23 protein-coding genes and 1 pseudogene are annotated in these 20,986 nt (G+C 33.0%); 13 read left to right on the top strand and 11 right to left on the bottom strand.

Going from position 1 to position 20,986, the window contains the following annotated elements; all coding sequences use genetic code 11:
• Nucleotides 1-20 precede the first annotated feature (20 nt).
• On the bottom strand, nt 21-794 hold the full coding sequence (locus ACFEL1_RS04290; RefSeq protein WP_375330639.1) for a 16S rRNA (uracil(1498)-N(3))-methyltransferase: 774 nt from the start codon (nt 792-794) through the stop codon (nt 21-23).
• A 16-nt stretch (nt 795-810) separates the two neighbouring features.
• Between ACFEL1_RS04290 and ACFEL1_RS04285 the strand changes: the two genes are divergently transcribed.
• The 8 genes from ACFEL1_RS04285 (at nt 811) to ACFEL1_RS04250 (ending at nt 7,332) form a co-directional block, all read left to right on the top strand.
• Entirely contained in the window at nt 811-1,215 is a 405-nt protein-coding gene (locus ACFEL1_RS04285; RefSeq protein ID WP_375330638.1) for a DUF1674 domain-containing protein, read from the top strand.
• 7 nt (nt 1,216-1,222) lie between these two features.
• Nucleotides 1,223-1,690, top strand: coding sequence for a type II toxin-antitoxin system RatA family toxin (locus ACFEL1_RS04280; RefSeq protein WP_375330637.1), 468 nt, complete (start codon nt 1,223-1,225; stop codon nt 1,688-1,690).
• 174 nt (nt 1,691-1,864) lie between these two features.
• Nucleotides 1,865-2,584 (top strand): UMP kinase, encoded by a 720-nt coding sequence (gene pyrH / locus ACFEL1_RS04275; protein WP_341751544.1) that lies wholly within the window; start codon nt 1,865-1,867, stop codon nt 2,582-2,584.
• Nucleotides 2,585-2,587: 3 nt separating this feature from the next.
• Entirely contained in the window at nt 2,588-3,148 is a 561-nt protein-coding gene (gene frr / locus ACFEL1_RS04270) for a ribosome recycling factor (RefSeq protein ID WP_341762670.1), read from the top strand.
• A 133-nt stretch (nt 3,149-3,281) separates the two neighbouring features.
• Nucleotides 3,282-3,584: an Asp-tRNA(Asn)/Glu-tRNA(Gln) amidotransferase subunit GatC gene (gene gatC / locus ACFEL1_RS04265; RefSeq protein ID WP_341751542.1), complete on the top strand. Its 303-nt coding sequence runs from the start codon at nt 3,282-3,284 to the stop codon at nt 3,582-3,584.
• A gap of 3 nt (nt 3,585-3,587) precedes the next feature.
• Complete coding sequence (gene gatA / locus ACFEL1_RS04260; protein WP_375330636.1) at nt 3,588-5,075, top strand: Asp-tRNA(Asn)/Glu-tRNA(Gln) amidotransferase subunit GatA; 1,488 nt, start codon at nt 3,588-3,590, stop codon at nt 5,073-5,075.
• A gap of 300 nt (nt 5,076-5,375) precedes the next feature.
• Nucleotides 5,376-6,887 carry an NADH-quinone oxidoreductase subunit M gene (locus tag ACFEL1_RS04255; protein ID WP_375330635.1) on the top strand — a complete coding sequence of 504 codons (1,512 nt, stop codon included), beginning with the start codon at nt 5,376-5,378 and terminating at the stop codon, nt 6,885-6,887.
• Between the two features lie 154 nt (nt 6,888-7,041).
• A complete protein-coding gene (locus tag ACFEL1_RS04250) occupies nt 7,042-7,332 on the top strand; it encodes a hypothetical protein (protein ID WP_342279002.1) in 291 nt (96 codons plus the stop codon).
• Between the two features lie 657 nt (nt 7,333-7,989).
• On the opposite strand, the gene ACFEL1_RS04245 is transcribed toward ACFEL1_RS04250, so the two are convergent.
• From ACFEL1_RS04245 to ACFEL1_RS04235, 3 genes are all read right to left on the bottom strand, one after another.
• A complete protein-coding gene (locus tag ACFEL1_RS04245; RefSeq protein WP_375330634.1) occupies nt 7,990-8,520 on the bottom strand; it encodes a hypothetical protein in 531 nt (176 codons plus the stop codon).
• Nucleotides 8,520-10,205 (bottom strand): hypothetical protein, encoded by a 1,686-nt coding sequence (locus tag ACFEL1_RS04240; RefSeq protein ID WP_375331514.1) that lies wholly within the window; start codon nt 10,203-10,205, stop codon nt 8,520-8,522. The genes ACFEL1_RS04245 and ACFEL1_RS04240 overlap by 1 nt, the downstream gene beginning before the upstream one ends.
• 132 nt (nt 10,206-10,337) lie before the next feature.
• Nucleotides 10,338-10,625, bottom strand: a complete 288-nt coding sequence (locus tag ACFEL1_RS04235) for a hypothetical protein (RefSeq protein WP_341761864.1) — start codon at nt 10,623-10,625, stop codon at nt 10,338-10,340.
• Nucleotides 10,626-10,843: 218 nt separating this feature from the next.
• Here ACFEL1_RS04235 and ACFEL1_RS04230 point away from each other — a divergent pair, with 218 nt between their 5' ends.
• The 3 genes from ACFEL1_RS04230 (at nt 10,844) to ACFEL1_RS04220 (ending at nt 12,248) form a co-directional block, all read left to right on the top strand.
• A complete protein-coding gene (locus ACFEL1_RS04230; protein ID WP_375331513.1) occupies nt 10,844-11,074 on the top strand; it encodes a hypothetical protein in 231 nt (76 codons plus the stop codon).
• The gene (locus tag ACFEL1_RS04225) at nt 11,053-11,979 is read left to right on the top strand and encodes a hypothetical protein (protein WP_341761865.1); all 927 of its coding nucleotides are present in this window, start codon (nt 11,053-11,055) and stop codon (nt 11,977-11,979) included. Before ACFEL1_RS04230 ends, ACFEL1_RS04225 begins: the two co-directional genes overlap by 22 nt.
• A 65-nt stretch (nt 11,980-12,044) precedes the next feature.
• Entirely contained in the window at nt 12,045-12,248 is a 204-nt protein-coding gene (locus ACFEL1_RS04220; protein ID WP_342278999.1) for a palindromic element RPE1 domain-containing protein, read from the top strand.
• Nucleotides 12,249-12,587: 339 nt separating this feature from the next.
• Here the strand turns inward: ACFEL1_RS04220 and ACFEL1_RS04215 are convergent, their stop codons facing one another.
• From ACFEL1_RS04215 to ybeY, 6 genes are all read right to left on the bottom strand, one after another.
• Nucleotides 12,588-13,079, bottom strand: coding sequence for an SH3 domain-containing protein (locus ACFEL1_RS04215; RefSeq protein ID WP_341761867.1), 492 nt, complete (start codon nt 13,077-13,079; stop codon nt 12,588-12,590).
• Nucleotides 13,080-13,087: 8 nt separating this feature from the next.
• Nucleotides 13,088-14,815 carry a cation:proton antiporter gene (locus ACFEL1_RS04210; RefSeq protein ID WP_341761868.1) on the bottom strand — a complete coding sequence of 576 codons (1,728 nt, stop codon included), beginning with the start codon at nt 14,813-14,815 and terminating at the stop codon, nt 13,088-13,090.
• Between the two features lie 83 nt (nt 14,816-14,898).
• Nucleotides 14,899-15,228: a ribosome silencing factor gene (rsfS, locus tag ACFEL1_RS04205; protein WP_342278996.1), complete on the bottom strand. Its 330-nt coding sequence runs from the start codon at nt 15,226-15,228 to the stop codon at nt 14,899-14,901.
• Between the two features lie 260 nt (nt 15,229-15,488).
• Nucleotides 15,489-17,123 carry an ABC-F family ATP-binding cassette domain-containing protein gene (locus ACFEL1_RS04200; RefSeq protein WP_342278995.1) on the bottom strand — a complete coding sequence of 545 codons (1,635 nt, stop codon included), beginning with the start codon at nt 17,121-17,123 and terminating at the stop codon, nt 15,489-15,491.
• Entirely contained in the window at nt 17,120-18,055 is a 936-nt protein-coding gene (locus ACFEL1_RS04195) for a hemolysin family protein (protein ID WP_375331542.1), read from the bottom strand. The genes ACFEL1_RS04200 and ACFEL1_RS04195 overlap by 4 nt, the downstream gene beginning before the upstream one ends.
• 3 nt (nt 18,056-18,058) lie before the next feature.
• A complete protein-coding gene (gene ybeY, locus ACFEL1_RS04190; RefSeq protein WP_342279158.1) occupies nt 18,059-18,556 on the bottom strand; it encodes an rRNA maturation RNase YbeY in 498 nt (165 codons plus the stop codon).
• A 177-nt stretch (nt 18,557-18,733) separates the two neighbouring features.
• Here ybeY and dusB point away from each other — a divergent pair, with 177 nt between their 5' ends.
• Both dusB and ACFEL1_RS04180 read left to right on the top strand, forming a co-directional pair.
• Nucleotides 18,734-19,705, top strand: coding sequence for a tRNA dihydrouridine synthase DusB (dusB, locus tag ACFEL1_RS04185; RefSeq protein WP_341761871.1), 972 nt, complete (start codon nt 18,734-18,736; stop codon nt 19,703-19,705).
• Between the two features lie 688 nt (nt 19,706-20,393).
• A pseudogene (locus ACFEL1_RS04180) lies at nt 20,394-20,576 on the top strand (transposase); the annotation flags it as partial.
• A 67-nt stretch (nt 20,577-20,643) separates the two neighbouring features.
• On the opposite strand, the gene ACFEL1_RS04175 reads toward ACFEL1_RS04180, so the two are convergent.
• Nucleotides 20,644-20,976 carry a HesB/IscA family protein gene (locus tag ACFEL1_RS04175; protein WP_341761872.1) on the bottom strand — a complete coding sequence of 111 codons (333 nt, stop codon included), beginning with the start codon at nt 20,974-20,976 and terminating at the stop codon, nt 20,644-20,646.
• Nucleotides 20,977-20,986 lie beyond the last annotated feature (10 nt).

Raw genomic sequence — 20,986 nt, 5'->3', positions numbered from 1 at the left:
GCTATCACCATTACTATTAGTCAATTTAGGAGGATTGGTTTAGTTGCAACGCAACTAGCTGTGAGTAATTTAATTTGTGCTAGACATGTTGCTACGGCCGTTTCAGTTCGGAGGATATTTGACCCTAGACTTATTGATAAAGTATTGGGTCTTAATGAAAGAATTTGGAGTTCATTTTGTGAAAAACCACCTTCTGGACCAACAACAACTGAAAGATTTGCCGAAATATCTGATGAGTATATAGGCATGATTTTTAATAAAGTATTATTTTCATCTTCATCTTCATTTTCATTGGCATATATTATAGAACTACCTAGAGTTTGTTCTAGGAAAAGACTAAGTGATACTACTGGCATAAGAATGCAGGGTATTAAACGTTCGGACTGCTCTGTAGATTCGATAATACATTTCATCAATCTTTGAGTATTAACAGTGCGAAATTGAGATCTTTCTGCTATTAGTGGAATAATTTTTGTTACCCCAAGCTGTACAGCCATATCTATGGCATCCAACATTCTATCACTTTTAATAATGGATATTCCTAAAGTAAGTTCAGGTTCAACTGTTGCTTTTCTTAAAATATTAGTAAGTCCAACATGTAAATTATTTTTTGTCATACCAGTAATTTGTGCTATAAACTCACCATCTGTGCCGTTAAAAATTCTAAAATGATCGCCAACCTTTAGTCGTAATACTGTTTTAAGGTAGTGACTATGATCTTCTGCAAGATTTAACGAATAGTTTTCAATTAGTTTGATATTGGTATATATTCTGTGAAGACGAGAAAATTTCATAATTTTAGGTACATTTATGGATAACAAAAAAGATACTATAATAGACTTTCTGCATAAGTCAAAGATAGCCCCGGGATTTTTAGAAGAAACGAAGCCGTATACCGTAAGCAGTATACCAGATGAATTTCAAGAGTTGGCTAGGCGTACAAGTGGCGAGCGAACGGAGCGTAGTCAAACCGTTATTCCTACGCGAAGTCCCATCGTGCCACAACGCCAACACTTGAAAGGCGAAGGGTATACAATAGACGATTGTTACGGAGCAAGACCAGTTTCGACGACAAAATTACCAACTAGATTGACTTATGCAGGAAGTCTATTAGAAGATAAAAAAGAAAAGCCAAAGGAAATAGGTGGTTTCAAGGGTCAAGAACCCACTATCCACGGAGATTGGCAGCATAAAGGTAGGGTAACTGATTTTTAAAAAATTTATGCCAAGTTTTCATCAAATCAAAGTTCTACCATATAATGCACAAGAATTATATTACTTAGTTCTTGATGTAAAGTCATATCCTGAATTTTTGCCATGGTGTAAGGCTGCTAGAATTATCTCGGAGAGCGAGAATCAAATTATAGCTGAATTAGTAATTCAGTTGAAAGGTTTCACAGACAAATATCAATCAAAAATTATATACTCAAATGATTTAACGAAACAAAGCTATTCTATTGAAGTAGAAGCAGTTTCTGGACCATTTAAATATTTAAAAAACTTATGGCAATTTTCTAAAGAAGATACTGGTAGTAAGATAGAGTTCTTTATTGATTTTAAGATGAAATTTGCAATAGTTGACCAGTTAGTTAATATATTTTTTACTGATGCTACTGAAAAAATGGTTGATGCATTTGAAAAAAGGGCAGATACTATGTTAACTAAAATAAACTTAGCAAACTACTCTTGAAATAGGGATCAAAATAGCCTAAAAGGCTATTAAATACTATAGATTTCTGCCTTCGCGGGAATGACATCATGCGAATTCGGGATAAGAATTGACAAATTCTTATCCCGAATTGGGGTACATCGAGAGTGTATTTAGGGTTTACATAGAAAATTTATAAAACCAAGAGTTTAATTTATGTCCTCTTTGCAATATAAACGAGTCCTATTAAAAGTTTCTGGCGAAGCCTTAATGGGCAACAAACAATTTGGTCATGAATACTCTATAATCCTAGGAATTGCTGAAGATATAAAGGAAGCAATTGATCTTGGAATAGAAGTATGTGTGGTCGTTGGCGGTGGCAATATTTATCGTGGCACTGATGTCTTATTTGGCATGGAAAGAGCTGCTGGTGATTATATTGGCATGCTTGGTACGGTAATAAACGCACTTACTCTACAAAATATTATGGAAAGTTTGGGTGTTCATACTAGAGTCCTTTCTGCAATCCCTATGATGAGCGTTTGTGAGCCTTATATACGTCGTAAAGCAAAAAAACATATAGAAAAAGGTAGAGTAGTAATTTTTGCCGGCGGTACTGGTAATCCATTTTGTACTACTGATAGTGCAGCTGTTTTAAGAGCAATTGAAATGAGCTGTGATTTATTACTAAAAGGTACTAAGGTTAATGGTGTATATAATGCAGATCCGACAAAGAACCTTAATGCAGTGAAATATTCTACTATAAGTTATACTAATCTTTTAAAAGATAATTTACAAGTTATGGATATTGCTGCTATTGCTGTGGCTAGAGAAAACAACTTGCCAATTAAGGTATTTTCTATTAAAGAGAAAGGTAATTTTGCAAAAGTACTGCAAGGAAAAGGTGAATATACAAAAATTCAAGAAGGTGAGTAAAGTATGGATAAAGCAACTATACGTAAAGAATTACAATCAAAAATGGATAGTTCGATAAGGGTATTAGATCACGAACTTAAGGGACTCAGGACTAGTCGAGCTTCAGTTAACTTACTTGACCCTGTATTGGTTGAAGCATATGGAGATAAAGTACCATTGTCGCAAGTAGCAAGTCTCTCAACTCCAGATGCACGGACTATTACTGTACAGGTGTGGGATAAATCTATAGTAAAATTTGTAGAAAAAGCTATTATGGATACAAATTTGGGTCTAAACCCCTCATCAGATGGACAGCTAATAAGAATCACAATACCGCTACTTACTGAAGAACGCCGCAAAGAGCTTGTTAAGTTTGCTCACAAATATGGAGAGAATACTAAAATTGCCTTGCGTAATATAAGAAGGGATGGTAATGAAGATTTAAAAAAGTTAGAAAAAAACAGTATCATAACTGAAGATGAACAACATAACCTATCAGAAGAAATCCAAAAATTAACTGATGAGTATAGTAATAAAGTAGACTTGCATGTTAAACAAAAAGAACAAGAAATACTGACTATTTAAGTCTAAAAATAGGTGTCATTCCTTAAAGAGATGCCACCTAAATGACTTAGGTATATTTTTTCATAAAATAGCCATAAACTATTAGTGCAGACATATTTCATGCTATAATGACTATAATATTTGAAGGTATATAATGATTACAAATGAAGAAGTACAAAAAATAGCAAAACTTGCTAGGTTTAATTTTACCCAAAAAGAGATAAGCAGTTTTGCCCATCAATTAACTGAGATGATGAATATGATCAACATTTTAAACGATGTAGACTGTAGTAACGTTGAACCACTTACTTCTGTTTGTGATATGCACCAAAGAATGCGAAAAGACCAAGTATTGTATGGTGACATTTCTGATGAATTATTTGCTAATGTGCCTAATGATAAGGCAGAACTTGCCAAAGAAGTAAAATGTTTTGTTGTCCCAAAAGTAGTAGAGTAAAATATGTCAGAAATTATAAAATTAACCATCACACAAGCCCTTAAAGCCTTAAAAAATAAAGAATTTTCGTGTGTTGAGCTGACTAAAGCACATATTAAAGAAATGGACAAACATAAAGAGTTAAATGCTTATATTACTGAAACTACAGATATTGCTTTAGAGCAATCTAAAATTGCTGATCAAAATTATCATAATGGAATAGCAAGACCCTTAGAAGGAATTCCTATTGCTGTAAAAGATCTTTTTTGTACAAAAGGAGTACTGACTACTGCCGCCTCAAAAATACTCAGCAACTTTGTCCCAACATATGAATCTACTGTAAGTAAAAATGTTCGAGATCATGGCACAATAATGCTTGGTAAGGCTAATATGGATGAGTTTGCCATGGGATCGGCTAATATTACTAGCTATTTTGGTAACGTTATTAGTCCTTGGAAAGCGGTAGATGCACCTACAACTCCGGTAGTCCCTGGTGGATCTTCTGGAGGCTCGTCAGCTGCTGTCAGTAGCTTTTTAGCTATGGCAGCTCTTGGAAGTGATACAGGAGGTTCTGTTCGCCAGCCCGCTAGTTATACTGGGCTTGTTGGCTTCAAACCAACATATGGTCGCTGTTCTAGATATGGTATGATTGCTTTTGCCAGTTCGCTTGACCAAGCTGGAGTACTTACAAGAACTGTTGAAGATACTGCTTTAATGCTACAAGCCATGATTGGTTTTGATGAAAATGATTCTACTTCTATAAACTCTGAGGTACTAGAGCTAAGATCAGCATGTAATAGTAGTGCAAAAAACATGAAAATAGGTGTACCATTTGATATTATGAAACAAGATGGTATACAACCGGATATTATTAAGATGTGGCAGCATACTATTGATATTCTAAAAAATGATGGGGCAGAAATTATTGATATTTCATTACCCTATTCTAAATATGCTCTAGCTGCATATTACGTTATAGCACCTGCTGAAACCTCATCTAATTTATCTAGATATGATGGTATAAGATATGGAATTAGGGTAGGAAATGAGGGAATATCCATTGAGGAAATGTATGAAAAAACAAGGACTGCTGGCTTTGGTGCTGAAGTTAAAAGACGTATTATGATTGGTACTTATTTACTTTCATCTGCTTTTATGGATGCTTATTACTTAAAAGCCCAAAAAATAAGACGCTTGATTTCAGATGATTTCAAGAAAGCTTTTGCACAAGTTGAAGCAATAATTTTGCCATCTGCACCATCCGAAGCTTTTAACTTAGGTGAGAAACAAGATAATCCTATGACAATGTATTTAAACGATTTATTTACTATTCCAGCTAGTCTTGCCGGTCTTCCTTGTTGCTCTGTACCTGCTGCATTATCTTCTAGGGGGTTGCCTCTTGGCATGCAAGTAATAGGAAAAGCCCTTGATGAATATAATACTCTAAAGGTAGCAGCAGCAATTGAGCGTGGTTCAAGAGATATTAGTTTTGTATATTCTAATAAACGCTAAAGTTATCGGAGTTAATTTACCCCAATTAGGGATAAGAATTAGTTAATTTTTATCCCTAATTGGCTTTAATATAAGGAAAAATGCATTCTTAAAGCGGCTAACGCGAATGCATTTTAAACCTTTCTAAAGCTAAAAACATGATTTTAATCTTTTAAAATCATGTTTTTAGCAAAATATTAGTTTAACAATCAGATGCAGAGCCGTCTCAAATCTGATTGTTTCGATAATTTCACCGAATTTGGGATAAGAATTGACAAATTCTTATTCCAAATTCGCGTAATTTGATTATTAGAGCTTAAAATGTCCGGGTTACCGATCTTATCAATAAGTATTTTTTTGCCTTTAGTAAGTGCATTATATATTCTGCTATTTATCAACCAAAGTAAGTCAGTAAATAAGCAAGCCCAAAATAAACAAGTTTATGCGATGTATGTCGCAGTTTTAAGCTCTATCCTAACCCTAATATCTACTATTTATTTATTAGTTCAATTTGATAATACATCAAAACTTTATCAATTTGTAGAATGTTATAGTTGGATTCAATCTATAGGTCTTGAATTCCACATTGGAGTTGACGGAATTTCAATATTTTTTGTTGTTCTGACAAGCTTTTTAACCCTTATCTGTATTATAGCTAGCTTATTTACCGTCAAAAAATATATCAAAGAATTCTTATTTTGTTTTTTATTAATTGAGTCTTTTTGCATTGGGGCTTTCTGCTCAATGAATTTACTATTATTTTACTTATTTTTTGAAGTAATATTGATCCCTATGTATATAATTATAGGAATTTGGGGAGGTGAAAATAAAGTTTATGCTGCCGTAAAATTCTTCCTCTATACTTTTTTGGGGTCGGTATTTTTCTTATTGTCACTCATATATATTTATAGCCAAGTTCATAGTTTTAATATGCTTAATCTAAACGAATTAGTACCTTCATTAACATTACCGGTGCAGAGGGTTTTATGGTGGGCAATCTTTATAGCCTTCGCAGTGAAAGTTCCTATGCTGCCGTTCCATACGTGGCTTCCTGATGCACACGTACAAGCACCAACTGCTGGATCTGTCATTTTGGCTGGTATATTGTTAAAACTTGGAGCATATGGGTTTTTACGTGTATCATTACCAATGTTTCCAAATATATCAAAAGAATTTGTATTTTATGTATTAGTGCTGAGTATTTTTGCTGTAATATATGGTTCACTAGTAGCACTGACTCAAAGAGACATGAAAAAGATGATAGCTTATTCATCGATAGCTCATATGGGCTATGTGACTGGAGGAATTTTTAGCTTAACAGAAGCTGGGATTAAGGGAGCCATATATCAAATGATTAGTCATGGCACTGTGGCATCTGCTTTGTTTTTGATAATTGGTACTTTGTATGATAGATTGCATACTAAGGAGATAGACAAATATGGTGGAGTGGCAAATAAAATGCCAATACTCGCCACCTTTTTCATGATTGCCATGCTTGGCTCTATAGGTTTACCAGGCACTAGCGGTTTTATAGGAGAATTTTTAAGTTTGGTAGGTATTTATCAAGCTAATGTAGTAGCAGCTATTATAAGTAGTGTTGGCATTATTCTTGGAGCTGTTTATATGCTAAAACTTTATAAGGAAGTAATGCTAGGACAAATTACTAATAATCAGGTTATAAGTTTTAAAGATCTATATCTTTATGAGATACTTGCAATTATGCCGCTTTGTGTAGCAATAATTTATTTAGGTTTGTTACCAAATACAATTATGAACATACTGGATTTATCAACTCATAAAATTTTATCACAAATACCTTGTGTTGTAAAATAATTACTTAAATTAACTTAATTATTATTATTTTAATGATTTAACGATTTTTTTAGATATTTATAAATTAATTTTATATTATTACTTGTAAGACTCAAACAACTATGCTAGGGTTTATTAAAATCTTTCTTAACTATAGAATTAATAGGTTATACAAATGTTAAAAGACAATTTAAATTCAGAAATTATTACTAACGAATTAAATGTTGAAACAGAAAAGATTGAAGAAACAGAAGAAGAAAGAGAAAGCCGCTTGGATCGTGAAGAATCGGCTAGAAAATTAAAGGCAATTATATTTGTCGTTATCCCGCTTTTGGTCGGGTTTCTAACGTTTACTTATTTCTTTCTTAACTCAATAGAGGAGAAAAGTAAGCTTTTGAAACAAGAACAGTCAAATCAACAGCTAGATCGACAGACTGATCAAAATACCCCAACAAAAACCAAGTAAACCCTAAGTTCACATGCTTTGCTTAGTATAGGAGTATTATATCCTAGTTCAACATTCCATGTGGTGTAGGGGCTGCCTCATAGTACCCTACATTTTTCTATAATCGTCATAGCAAGGCTCTTTAGATGCCGTAGCGATCTAGGTAAACAGCGAAGCTGTTTTTTTAGAGTAACGCTTCGCGTATCCTAGATTGCCGCGTCGCCGCTTTCAGCGTCTCCTCGCTAATAGACGATCAGTAGCCATTTTAATAGTGGTTATATAAAAAATGTATGGTACTATAGGGCTGCCTTTGCAATCAAGGTTTTATTACGTGTATACTCGAATGATTTGGAGAATTGGATTTATCTCAATGCGATATAAAAATTAACAATTCTTATATCGAATTGACTATACCCCGCAAGTATACTCGATGAACTTCAAGAATTGGCGTCGTCGTGTCTAAAGATCTCCGCTGCTCACGTACTAATGTACGCTCCGCTGCTCGACTTTGACACTCCTAGCTCTTCTTGAAGTTGACCTTCGTCTACCAACTCTTCATTTACGAACAGTATATTTGCAAAAACCAATTCTTCAAAGCAGAAGAGTATGTTCCCCATGGAAGCTATTTTTTCTATATTTACATTGACAAGTTCTTCATTATTTCTCAACTTAACTTGACTATGCCTGCTGACCTAATAACGGTGATTCAAATGGTATCTCATAATATATATGCTCGTCTATTCCTAATAATGGCTCTGCTGCTGAATTCTCAGTACCAAATATATTAATAAGAGTTATTGTTGGCGAGAGTGTCGTCGTATTTAGATTAGGTGATTTAATATCTTGCTTTGTTATTATATGTATCGCTTTTGGCTGATCAGGTATTGCAGAAAGAGGTTCATCATTGTGATGTGAAAATATTTTACCAAGTGCTGACATAGTCATCTCAACAATTGAGTTTTCTTGCTGACCAATTGAACTACCACCACTCTTAATTTTTTTTATAGCATATATTGTGATTGCTATTAGTGTGGTTACTGCTATTCCTGTTCCAACTATAGCTAATGGTATAGAAGAGCTTGTTGATTCTTCAGTGTTATTATCTTCAGTATGAGTAGATGGAGTAGTAGTTGTTGTACTTCTACAACCATGAGGAATATCTCTATTAGCAAACAGGCTCTGTATAGTAGAACCTTGAATTTGTTGCATTAACCAATCACCCCAGCCGTCAATACACTTTGAATAGCGTTGTCATCTTTGACTATAGTAACTGCAATATTATTATCCTGATGATTATGAGTTGTAACTGGCATTGATCGACAATGATCTCTAATATAAGAATCTACTATATTCAGACCATTAAGTGTATTGCAATGAAATACTACACATACTGAGTCAGAAGAATCACATTTTATTAGTAATATTTTATCTATATGATAAGGAGTTGTAGTAGATGCTACACTTGTAGGCTGTACAGTTGTAGTAGGCTGTACACTATTAGTAGCATGACATCTCTGCATATTCTTAATTATAGTCTGACCTATCTCTTGTTGTATTGAGACACAACTCTTGTCATCACTTATAGCATCTTCCATTCTATCTATTAGTTCTAAGAGCCAATCTCCCCAATGGGTACCACAATTATATGTTGTAGCAGAACTCTGCTGGATTGTAGTAAGCGATGCTCCTGCCTTAATATTATAGGATATTTTGTAGTTATCATAATAGACTATAATATCACTATCTGAAGGTATATGTTTTTGTTTATGAGGGAAGCAACCTTGGACTCTCTGATACATTGCGGTATGGTTATTAAATTCTTCCTCAGCCCATTTCACTGTACCTGAATCGCAAGATGATATTTCATATTTTGAACTGTTAGGGTTGCATATAATAACAAAGGGTGTATCCTGTGCTGCTGCAGGATCTGCACTATCACTTAGCCATTTTTTGAACTTTGATACATCAAAGTATGGTTTTAAGTGTGTAGCTACACATTGTGGTTCTTCTTTATTTTTCCGACATTCCAAAAAGTTTCTTATTGTTCTTGGTGTATATTCTTGATAATACTTTATTATAACGGGTCCTATTGTATATCGTCCAATAGAGTTCTCTAGAACTTGATCGTCATTATAATTTTGCAATGCCTTGTTATCAAAAAGAGAGCGAGCTGAATTAATCAAATGTTTAGAATTGTCATTATTACGTTGAACAAATGCTGCAATTCCTTCAGATAATAACGTCCTTATCCCTTTACCATCAGTGTTATAATATTGAATGGCATGAGCTACTTCATGTACCACAACACTACCATCATACTCTTCTGGTGTTCCTATTATAGCTGTCATTGCACATCGTATAATATTGGGATTTTCTGGATCGTTACCTCCAGGCATATACTGTCCCGCTATGTATCCATGAGGAGCATCCCACTTGGTAAGAGTACATTTGTGTTCCATTTCAGATGGTATTATTCCAATTGTGCTGTCAAATATTGCAATAGATTCACGAATACTGGCCTTAACCTTTAATATCTGATCAGCAGTAAAGCCTTTGAGAGTTAAGCTCATGTTTAAAGGATGCTTTATCTGAAAATATGGAGTGTTATCGTCAGATATTTTTGCATCCATGGTTCTAAATAATTTTGGGACAAAATGTTTCTCTATAGGTACTGTTTTAGATTCTAGTTTTTCTGTAAAATACGGATCAATTTTTTCTTGCTCAAGTAAATCAAAAGGTGTTTTAGTGTTAAATGAGTCTAAAATATCATTATTATCGTAAGTTACGAATGATGTGCCATTTGCATCTATTTCATTAGTATTTCTGAAACCATAAACAGAGTTAATACCACTCACCAAAGGAGAGAGCCAAATAAGAAGATTAGATAAATTCATGTAAAACCTCAAGTTTAATGTGTTAATAATTTAGATTGTGTATATTATTTTCTTTGAAGAATTTGTTTGATAAAACTTCGGGATATTGGTCACGATTCTTCCGTACCTTTACCTCTTGTTTTAAAAGAGTTATTAAGGAAGGCTATCACTTACTGTTTTAAATAAGGAGTTTGTCTTGTTTTTTATTATGTATGATATATATACTTGTTGATTAGTTAATAGAATATTTAGAATACCTCTATTCTGCTTTTGTGTTGAGAACAATAAATCTACTGTTGTTATTTTAACTTTTATATATTTGTTATGGATATTTATGGTATTTAGGCTCAATGGTGTATTAGCATTCTTTATATTTACATTATCTTTTGTCATTAGATAATTTGTTAGATTTATGTTGTTTGTTTCTACAGATTTTAGCATATATACTCTATTTTTACTATAAACCGTTTAATACGGTTTTTATTGCTGCAGCAACATATACTACATTCTCACTTTATGCAAGCAGTTATTTGAAAATTTTTGTAAACATTCATAATGGCATCGTCAAGTTAAGCTAAAAAATAATTTGGATTGTATAATAGATAGTATATATTTATAGAATGGTTTCATAATAATCACGTAATCTATTACTTATATTTATGTACATCAATAAACCTCCAAAGAGATATCGTTTTCCAGTTAGTATTATCAGTCATGCAGTATGGTTATATCATAGGTTCAATAACAGTTATCGTGATATTCAGGAACATATAGTCTATCATGGGATTATACTAAGTCATGAAACAGTGAGGTTTGGGTGTTATAAGTTTGTACCTAATTTCCAATATGTAATAAGAAAAAGAGGTTTATGCAACAAACAAATAAGTTAATCTTTAATTACAAAAAAACATCTCATATACCATGCATATTTAATAATCAGTCATTTATTGTAATTCGGTCATTTAAAAGGAGTAATGAGGACTATTTTGTAATAGTTAATATTAATACTCTAGAAATTAAGATAGTCGCTCAGAACTTATGTGCTTACCGTAAGAGTGATCAAGATGGAAGATATTTCTCATTAAAGGAACTTGAATCTTCTGTATACTATAGATCATTGTATTATTTTAATAATATAAAAGATAGTAGAGAGAATCAAGGTCTCAAGAATATTCCAGGAGTCAAAGGATGTTTTTTATCCATAGATATGTGTCCATCAATAAAAATGTTAGAACATAATTTATTTGATGCAATTTTAAAAACTGCTAAAAGAAGTCAAGAAATAAACCTATTAATAGCTGTAAGTGGTTTATGGATAGCAACTCATCTAGAAGATTTTATGTGGTTACAAACTCTTCCAACCCAAAATATAAAAATCACGTGGGTTAATCATAGTTTTAGTCATATTTTCTACCCTGATAAAGATTTTACAGACAATTTTTTATTACTGCCAAATACTGATATAGAAAATGAAATATTACAAACCGAACACTTGTTAATTGAAATGGGCGAATTACCATCTCTATTTTTTAGATTTCCTGGGTTAGTAGCCAGTCAAGAAATATTAGATATATTAACTTCTTATGGGCTAATACAATTAGGTGCAAGTGCGTGGATACATAGGCTTCCTGAACATGAGACAGTTAAAGATGGTGACATAGTACTAATCCATGGAAATGGTAATGAAGATAAAGTAGCCCTAGATAAATTGATTAAATTAGTTCAATCAGATCAGTTTTTATGGAAAAATTTACAAAAAGAACTATGTTTGAGTAATACCATTTCCCAAAACTAAATTGCTACTCGGAGTACGAGTGTCGAACACCGGAACGTATAACTAGTACGTGAGGAGCGGAGATTATGAAGTACAACGACATGATGATTAGTTTTTGGAAATGGTATAATAGACTTCTTTCGAAACTCGCTTATGCTGAGGGATTTGAAGGAGACGCGGAACGCAGAACCGCATCGTACTCTAATGTACGTGAGGATTCGAGTACCGCATCGACGTACAAATCACCAGCAGAAGTAGAGTTTCGAAAGAAGTCTATTATACTGCTATGATTTCAAGAGATAAAGTAGCTTACTAGAATACTCCCGTTTGATATATCCGAAAAAATTACTACTAGTCTTGAATGGCTCAGCCTAGTGGATGATTTTAGAACCAAAAGTGACATAAGAATTGTTATAAACCAATCCTTATCATACATTTGTATAGATGTATCAATTTAATAATCTTTGGGAGAATCTTGCCTGAATAATTTTAAAGTGTAGATTGCAATATGCTTTTGACCCCTTTTGAAAAAAATTGTAATGTGACTAGAGTCCTAACCTAGTCACACTAAAACCTAATTAAGATATAAGACACAGAGCAAGGATTTGCAGTAGAGGCAAGAGTATATATTATTCATCCTTATATACTCCCCACAATACTGTTTTAGGTAGCCATCCAGTATAATTCTTGCAGCACACCTGACAATAATCTTGTTTGCATTTATTAAGTAGGCAACGGACATAATTACTTACTTTTGCAACAATTTTATGTTGATCATTAGCTGCTCGAGTCAGAGCTACTAACTTGGAACTTACCACAATCACCGATCTTTTACCGGACAATACACTTGAATGTACCCAGCCTCCTTCTCCTTTTATATCACGAATTTGCCTCCATTGTTCATATTCTGCAATAATTTCTATTGGTTCACCTTTTTTAACAAATACCCATTCTATAGGTGTCTTTATCGAAGGACCAACTCTAGCATTTACCTCATTAGCCTTTATTGAGGCAAATCTAGGTATCGGCAATTTCTGATTATCAGCTGTCGTTAGTAAAGGTGTAATGGTCAAGATTATAATCAAAATATATGACTGTTGCTTTAGTAACTTGATTGCCATGGTTATTTTTAATCATTCTCTTCTAATTCACGCAAAGCATCATCTCGTTTAGCTATTACATAATTACCTGATCTAAATTGCCCTTTGATACGATTTATTTCATATTCACTAAGACCAATAAATTTTAAAATTGTTCCACCAAGCTGTAACCCCGTCTCATAATTTTCTGGTATGATTGTTGTTGCTCCAGCATCATAAAATTCTCTAGCCTTTTCTAGATTCTTTAATCTTACAATAACTTCAAGATCTGGAAAATGACTTGAAATTGTTCGAAGAGATTTTTTGATAGTAACACTATTATTCATTGTAAGTACTAGAGTTAAAATCCTTTCTGCTCCCACAGCTTTTAGCGTATCAATCTGTGATACATCTCCTTTAAAAACTGGAAAGCCATTAGCTGTTTCTGCTTTTACAATCTCGTCATTAACATCTAGTGCTATATAATTGATTCCTTCAGCTTCCAGTACTAATGCTACCATTCTACCAACGCTACCAAAACCGGCAATTATTATATGATTTGTTAAATCTCTTGCTCCAAGTTCTATAATTTGTATTGGAGTCTTGCCAAGTTGTTTATCAAGTCTTTCAGCAAGTTTTCTTCCTAAAATTGCCAGTAATGGAGTTAATGCCATAGTACATGTCACCACTAATAACAGAACATTAGCCGTACTCTCTCTAATAACCTGAGTTTCTTTACCAAGACCGAATAAGATAAAAGCAAATTCTCCACCTTGTGATAATAATAAACCTGCATGCAAGGCTACTCCTTTATTAAAACCAAATAAAATGCAAGAGGCGGCAATAATTAGTGCTTTTACTACAATCAAGGCAATAGAACAAGTTAGTATAGTTGATATTTGAGCGTATATTTCTTGAGCGTCAATATTCATTCCAACGCTCATAAAAAATAGTCCTAGCAATAAGCTTTTGAAAGGGTATATACTTTCTTCAGCTTGCAACCGAAATTCTGTTTCTGCAACCAAAACACCTGCAACAAAAGCTCCTAAAGCAAGTGATAAACCAAAATATTGCGTGGCCCAAGCTGCAGATAGAACTACCAATAGAGTCATGGAAATTGGTAGCTCGTTTATATCGCCATTGTCCGATGAAATTAACCCAAATAAAGGTCTTAGTAACACTCTACCTGCAACAAATATTGCAAGTAGTGCTATGATAGCCTTAAGTAAAGCTGTTCCTAGAGCTATCGCTAACGAATCTTTACTATTGCTAGCAAATAGTGGTACCATAACTAGCAATGGCACAACTGCTAAATCTTGTAATAACAAGATAGCTAGGGATATACGACCTAGTTGAGTTGATTGGCTACGGCTTTCCTCAATAACTTGCATAACAAGGGCAGTTGAGGATAAAGCAAGACCACCTCCAATAATAATTGCAGCACTACTATTACCGCTGATTAGTACAACAGCGGCAGCAATTACTATAGCTGTAGTTAACACTTGTAGTGAGCCAAGACCAAATACATACCGCCTCATTACCTTTAATCTTTCAAAAGATAATTCTAAACCTATAGCAAAAAGTAAAAAAACTACTCCTAATTCTCCTAGTAATTTTGTTTGATCATATGTTACAATCTTAAATCCATGGTCTCCAATTACCGCTCCTGCAATTAAATAACCCAAAACTGGGCTTAGATTAAGGCGTTTCAGTATTGCTACAACAAATACAGCTGTTCCTATTAAAATTATAATATTGATAAGAATATGCTCTTCCATTTACACCTTTTCCCTAGAAGTATTAATACATTATTTTTTAAATACACTAAGTAGTTTTCAGTAAAAAATCTAATATTTTTAATTTATTTTTTGCTCCACATCTCTTCCAACTTAAAATATTCTCTAGTTTCTGGATAGAAAATATTAACTAATATATTTCCAGCATCTATTAATACCCATTCAGATGTTCTAAGTCCTTCAATATTAGTATCGATATTAGCTTGATGTTTTAACTCTAAAGCTAAATATTCAGCAATTGCTCCAACATTTTTAGTTGAACGCCCGCTTGCAAAAATAATATATTCAGCTAATGTAGTTTTTTGTCTTATATCTATTACTATTATATCTTCTGCTTTTTTTTCTTCTAAACATTTAACCACAAACTCTTTCAATAGTTCAGTATTTTCTATCATAATTATCTCCAATTACGCGAATTTGGGATAAGAATTTATCAATTCTTATCCCAAATTCGGTGAAATTATGGAAACAATCAGATTTGAGACGGCTCTGCATCTGATTGTTAAATTAATATTTTGCTAAAAACATGATTTTAACCTTTTAAAATCATGTTTTTAGCTTTAGAAAGGTTTAAAATGCATTCGCGTTAGCCGCTTTAAGAATGCATTTTTCCTTATATTAAAGGCAATTGCTAAAGTAACCTGAGTTTACTATACTATTTCACTCTCTTATTTGCCAACACCCAACTACTATCCAAATAATCATTACCATATTTATGCAAATATTCCTGATATTTACCTTTAAAATCAGTGATAGTTCGGTGGGATAGAGCAATAACCCTTGTGGCTATATTGCTAGCAAAATCTCGATCATGAGTTACTAATATTAGAGTTCCTTGATAGTTAATTAGAGCTTTTTTTAACATATCCTTAGATTCAATATCTAAGTGGTTAGTTGGCTCATCTAATATCAATATATTACTTTCTTCCAATATAATTTTTGCTAGTAATAAACGTGCTCCTTCCCCTCCACTTAAATTTAGAATATTCTTACTTACTTCATCTTTACGGAATAATAATTGACCTAGTACATTACGTAGCACATTATCACTTTCAGTAGGTATTTGGTCGGATAACCAATCAATAACACTCATACTTTCATTTAGTAATTCATGATGATCCTGAGCAAAATAAGAAACTTGTGTTTCGTAACCCCATTCATAACTTCCTAAATCAGCAGAAATTTTATTAATAAGAATCTTAAGCAAAGTGGATTTACCAATACCATTTGGACCAATAATAATAATTTTTTCTCCACGTGAGACAGTAAAATTCACATTATTTAATATTTTTTTATCCTCGTAGCTTTTAGAAATACCCTGAACTTTTAACACTAATTTTCCAGATGGTCTTTTTTGCTTAAAATTAAAATATGGACTAACACGCGAACTTTCTTGGATGTCAGGTAATTCCATTTTTTCTATTTGTTTTTCTCGTGATGCAGCTTGCCTAGCCCTAGTAGCCAACGCTCTAAACCGGTCAACGAAACTCTGCATAGTAGCAATTTTTTTCTCTAAATGAGAAAATTCTTTAAGCTTTTGTTCGGTAACCAACTGTTTATCACGAACAAAAATATCATAATTACCAGTATAAATCTTGATAGTACCATAATCTATATCAAGAATATGTGTAGAAATATTATTAAGAAAAACAAGATCGTGTGAAATAAATACCAAAGCACCTTTGAATTTCTGTTTTAGATAATTTTCTAGCCAATAAATTGAGACTATATCAAGATGGTTTGTTGGCTCATCAAGTAACAATATATCAGGATTATTGAATAAACTTTGGGCTAAGAGTACCCTAAGTTTATAGCCGCCGGATAGAACGGATAAAGGCTGAAGATGATATTTTTCTTGTATTCCTAAACCAAGCAGTAACTCAACTGCAAAAATTTCTGATATATATCCATCATTGTCAGCTATAATTTGTTCCAACTCACCTAATCGATAACCGATTTCCTCATCACATTGATCAATTGCTAATAATTTTTCTTTTTCTTGCAGTGCTTGCCATAATTCACTTCTACCGGCAATAACGGTATTAATAATTGAGGTATTTTCATAAAGAAATTGATCCTGCTTTAAACATCCTATACGTGCATTTTTGACATAGGTAAATTCTCCGATACTAGCCTCTTCCTCTTGAAGCAAAATCTTAAAGAACGTGGATTTACCAGCACCATTTGCCCCAACAAGCCCATATCTATTACCATTTTTGATATGAACATTTACGTCGGTAAATAATATTTTTGCACCATAGCTCATGGCCAAATTAGTTGTAATAATCATAAGGTATTATCATGTAATATTGTACCATTTTTTAACCGCAGCTTAACTTGCTTAAGTGATCTTGGGCTTGCATCAATCACTTCAAGTTCAACCTGCTGCTCAATATCAATTTTAGTACCAACCAAAGGGACATTACCTACTTTTGCTAAGACTAGACCACCAATTGTATCGAATTCATCATTTTGGAGTTTTAGTTTCACACCTAGAGCTGATTCAAGATCCTCAACTTTCACTCGAGCATTTGATAAAATAGTATTATTATTGATAATTCTGAAACTATCATTATCTGATTTCTTATCATGCTCATCATTTATTCTGCCAACTATCTCCTCCATAATATCTTCCATGGTTACAATACCGTCAGTTCCACCATACTCATCCACAACTATCGATATCTGTACACGATCTCTTCGCATTTTTGCTAGTAAATCTATCAATTTCATTGAATGAGCAGAGATGATAGGTTTACGAATTATTTTTTTTAGCTGCAATTCTTGATTTGTAATAAGTTGCTTAGTAACAAGTATCTTGAACAAATCTTTTATATGAATAAAGCCAACTATATTATCCAGAGTTTCATCATAAACTAATGTTCTAGTATTAGGTATTCTGCTATTAAGCATTTGGCTTAACTCATCTATACTGGCAGTTAATTTTACTGCCTTAATATCAGATCTAGGGATCATTACATCTTCTACAGTTTTATGACCAAATTTCAGAAGATTCATAAAAATCTTTTTTTCTTCTAACGTCATTTTTTTACTGTTAGATTTTAGCTTTTTAATTGCATCATAAAAATTATCCTCTAGCTTCTCTTTAGAAAACAGCCGAGAGAAAAAAGATTTAAGAGTAATAATTTTTGAAGGATTTTTCAGCATAGCCCTTTTAGAATGAATAGATGTAAGGTTTTCTTTTTTCGAAGAAGTGGACAGAACCTAATATGGAGAGGCAATAGCAAAACCCTTTAATATTTCTATTTCTAAATTTTCCATAATATCTGCTTCCTCGTCATCTTGGTGATTGAATCCAAGTAAATGTAAAATACTATGTACCAAAAGATGGACAAAATGGTCTCCAAAGGCTTTATTTTGACTTATAGCTTCGTTTTGAATTATTTCATAGCCAAAAGCTATGTCCCCCAAATACATATAATGTACATTAGGAGTAAATTCAAGTAAATGCCGAAAGTCTAATTCTATATCAGGAAATGATAGTACATTTGTAGCTTTTGCTTTGCCACGAAATTGGCTATTCAAATTCAACATTTCATTATTATTAGTCAGTAATATTGCTAACTCAAACTCTGCAACTCTCTTAAAATTCTTATATTTACTCAGTATAGCACCAACAACCTTCTTCACTAATAGTTTATTAATAAATTTTTGATTTTTCCAATCTTGACAAGCTCGAATAATCTCTACATTGATTTTCATGACATAATTTCTTGGCTGAAAATACTCAACAATAATGCTCAATAATATTATATAACAATATCCTGCAGATAATACTAAAAATTTTTCTTAGTGATAGCATTAGTTTGTGGTATCTTATGATAATTTATAATAATTATTCTATAATTAAAAGCTACTTAAAGTAATGAAAATATATTTATGATAAAAATAGGCAATATTCAGCTACCTCATCCGGTGATATTAGCTCCAATGTCTGGTGTTACTGATCTACCATTTAGAAAGTTAGTGAAAAAATTTGGTGCAGGACTTGTCGTTTCTGAAATGGTGGCAAGTAGAGCGATGATTATTGAAACAAGACAATCTTTGCAAAGATGTGCGATTATTGGGGACGATGCTACTGGTTCATGTGTACAGATTGCTGGGTGCGAACCTGATATAATAGCAGAATCAGCTAAAATGAATGAGGATATGGGGGCAAAGATTATTGATTTAAACTTTGGTTGTCCAGCTAAGAAAGTAGTAGGAGGATATTCTGGCTCAGCTTTAATGAGAGATGAGAAATTAGCTGCAAAAATTTTAGAAACTACGGTAAAATCTGTCAAAATCCCAGTAACTTTAAAAATGCGAACTGGTTGGGATGAGCAAACTAAGAATGCTCCAAATTTAGCAAAAATAGCCTATGATGTTGGAGTGCAAATGATCACCATTCATGGCAGAACAAGATGCCAGTTTTATTCAGGTCAAGCAGATTGGGAGTTTATAAGGCAAGTTAAAGATGTGGTGAGGATTCCAGTTATCGCTAATGGAGATATTACTTCTTTGTCTAAAGCCAAGGAATGCTTACAAAAATCAGGTGCTGATGGCATAATGGTTGGTCGGGGAGTATATGGTAGACCATGGTTTATTTCTCAAATAGCACATTATCTTAAAACCGGAGAAGAACTCCCGCCACCTTCAATAGCAGAGCAGCTAGAAATAATACTGAGTCATTATGATGCTATGTTAGAGTATTATGGAAATGATACAGCTGTTCAGCTAGCTAGAAAACATATAGGTTGGTATAGTAGTGGTTTAGCAAACTCAGCTGAATTTAGAGGAGGGGTTAATATGATGACTGATCCAATTCAGGTTAAAGAAAAGATCATGGAATTTTATGGAAAATTCTTTTAACATCGTGACCATAGTACCCTAAATTTTTCTATAATCGTTATAGCAAGGCTCTTTAGATGCCGTAGCGATCTAGGTAAACAGCTAGGCTGTTTTTTTAGAGTAACGCTTCGCGTATCTTGGATTGCCGCGTCGCCGCTTTTTCGCAACTCCTCGCAATGATGTATAGGGAAGCTATATTTACTAACTTTCGACAGTTATGGTAGAACTCCACGGGAGAAATATAAAGAACTCGGACATACTATTCCTTCTATAGAAGGAGTACATAAAAGTTATGATTCTTCAAAAGAAACTTTTGCTATACAGGATTACAAATATGACCAAGAATTTAAATCTGCTATTAAACAAAAAAATATATTAAGTAACCTCAGTTCGATATAAGAATTAATAATTCTTATATCGAACTGGCTTTGTTATAAGGAAAAATGCACTCTTGAAGCGGTTCTACGAGTGCATTTTAACTTTTTTCATCATTCAATATGTGATTTTAATAATTAAAATCACATATTGAATGGAGTGTTATATTTTAACAATCGGGTGGGCAGCCGTTTCAAACCTGATTGTTTCTATATATAACACTGAATTCGATGTAACTTGTTACATCGAATTCAGGTTAAGTACTAAAAGATAAGTCGTAATTTTATCTGACAATTAGCTTGTAACAAGGTCTATAAGTCACACAAGTAGCAAAATAGCATTAGTATTTTTACCTCCCTATAGCCCTAATCTTAATCCGATTGAACGATTATGGAAATTTATGCATAGAATTGTAACAAATAATAAATTTTACCATAATTTTGCTCAATTCTCAGAAGCTATAGATAGATTTTTTGCTAATATTGATAAATCAAAGGTAATTTGCTTACTCTTATAACTGACCAATTTCAGACTATAACTTTTAATCATTTTGCCAACTCTTCAGGTTAATTGAGTATATACAGTTATACAGAGAATGAATTACCACACCCACACTTATTTTTTGCAAGGGGGTTTCTAATTTCAAAATAGGAACTACCTAATTCTTCGATAAAATCTATTATACAATCAACCATAAGCTGCTGAGATATTTCATCGATAACTACTTTAATATTATCTTTTTCTATAGTACAGTCATCTTTTGTTATATCATTGCTTGGAACGAGAGCGTATTTATAAACAAATCCAGAACAGCCTCCACCATCAACAACTACTCTAAGAACCAAACTTGGATTACTTTCTAGTTTTATTAGCTCATCTACTCTTTTAAAAGCATTATCAGTAACTTTTATTGACATAATCTTATAT

The sequence above is a fragment of the Candidatus Tisiphia endosymbiont of Oplodontha viridula genome (assembly GCF_964264865.1).
GTDB lineage: Bacteria > Pseudomonadota > Alphaproteobacteria > Rickettsiales > Rickettsiaceae > Tisiphia.
This window is presented reverse-complemented; position numbering and strand designations above follow the sequence as displayed.

What these genes read in the sequence shown, in the direction of transcription:
- ACFEL1_RS04250 (WP_342279002.1), top strand. Translation starts at nt 7,042, where the DNA reads ATGTTAAAAGACAATTTAAATTCAGAAATTATTACTAACGAATTAAAT.
- ACFEL1_RS04225 (WP_341761865.1), top strand. Translation starts at nt 11,053, where the DNA reads ATGCAACAAACAAATAAGTTAATCTTTAATTACAAAAAAACATCTCAT.
- ACFEL1_RS04235 (WP_341761864.1), bottom strand. Translation starts at nt 10,625, where the DNA reads ATGCTAAAATCTGTAGAAACAAACAACATAAATCTAACAAATTATCTA.
- rsfS (WP_342278996.1), bottom strand. Translation starts at nt 15,228, where the DNA reads ATGATAGAAAATACTGAACTATTGAAAGAGTTTGTGGTTAAATGTTTA.
- ACFEL1_RS04280 (WP_375330637.1), top strand. Translation starts at nt 1,223, where the DNA reads ATGCCAAGTTTTCATCAAATCAAAGTTCTACCATATAATGCACAAGAA.
- ACFEL1_RS04220 (WP_342278999.1), top strand. Translation starts at nt 12,045, where the DNA reads ATGAAGTACAACGACATGATGATTAGTTTTTGGAAATGGTATAATAGA.
- gatC (WP_341751542.1), top strand. Translation starts at nt 3,282, where the DNA reads ATGATTACAAATGAAGAAGTACAAAAAATAGCAAAACTTGCTAGGTTT.
- dusB (WP_341761871.1), top strand. Translation starts at nt 18,734, where the DNA reads ATGATAAAAATAGGCAATATTCAGCTACCTCATCCGGTGATATTAGCT.
- ACFEL1_RS04210 (WP_341761868.1), bottom strand. Translation starts at nt 14,815, where the DNA reads ATGGAAGAGCATATTCTTATCAATATTATAATTTTAATAGGAACAGCT.
- ybeY (WP_342279158.1), bottom strand. Translation starts at nt 18,556, where the DNA reads ATGAAAATCAATGTAGAGATTATTCGAGCTTGTCAAGATTGGAAAAAT.
- frr (WP_341762670.1), top strand. Translation starts at nt 2,588, where the DNA reads ATGGATAAAGCAACTATACGTAAAGAATTACAATCAAAAATGGATAGT.
- gatA (WP_375330636.1), top strand. Translation starts at nt 3,588, where the DNA reads ATGTCAGAAATTATAAAATTAACCATCACACAAGCCCTTAAAGCCTTA.
- ACFEL1_RS04200 (WP_342278995.1), bottom strand. Translation starts at nt 17,123, where the DNA reads ATGATTATTACAACTAATTTGGCCATGAGCTATGGTGCAAAAATATTA.
- ACFEL1_RS04255 (WP_375330635.1), top strand. Translation starts at nt 5,376, where the DNA reads ATGTCCGGGTTACCGATCTTATCAATAAGTATTTTTTTGCCTTTAGTA.
- ACFEL1_RS04230 (WP_375331513.1), top strand. Translation starts at nt 10,844, where the DNA reads ATGTACATCAATAAACCTCCAAAGAGATATCGTTTTCCAGTTAGTATT.
- ACFEL1_RS04290 (WP_375330639.1), bottom strand. Translation starts at nt 794, where the DNA reads ATGAAATTTTCTCGTCTTCACAGAATATATACCAATATCAAACTAATT.
- ACFEL1_RS04240 (WP_375331514.1), bottom strand. Translation starts at nt 10,205, where the DNA reads ATGAATTTATCTAATCTTCTTATTTGGCTCTCTCCTTTGGTGAGTGGT.
- ACFEL1_RS04285 (WP_375330638.1), top strand. Translation starts at nt 811, where the DNA reads ATGGATAACAAAAAAGATACTATAATAGACTTTCTGCATAAGTCAAAG.
- ACFEL1_RS04215 (WP_341761867.1), bottom strand. Translation starts at nt 13,079, where the DNA reads ATGGCAATCAAGTTACTAAAGCAACAGTCATATATTTTGATTATAATC.
- ACFEL1_RS04245 (WP_375330634.1), bottom strand. Translation starts at nt 8,520, where the DNA reads ATGCAACAAATTCAAGGTTCTACTATACAGAGCCTGTTTGCTAATAGA.
- ACFEL1_RS04175 (WP_341761872.1), bottom strand. Translation starts at nt 20,976, where the DNA reads ATGTCAATAAAAGTTACTGATAATGCTTTTAAAAGAGTAGATGAGCTA.
- pyrH (WP_341751544.1), top strand. Translation starts at nt 1,865, where the DNA reads ATGTCCTCTTTGCAATATAAACGAGTCCTATTAAAAGTTTCTGGCGAA.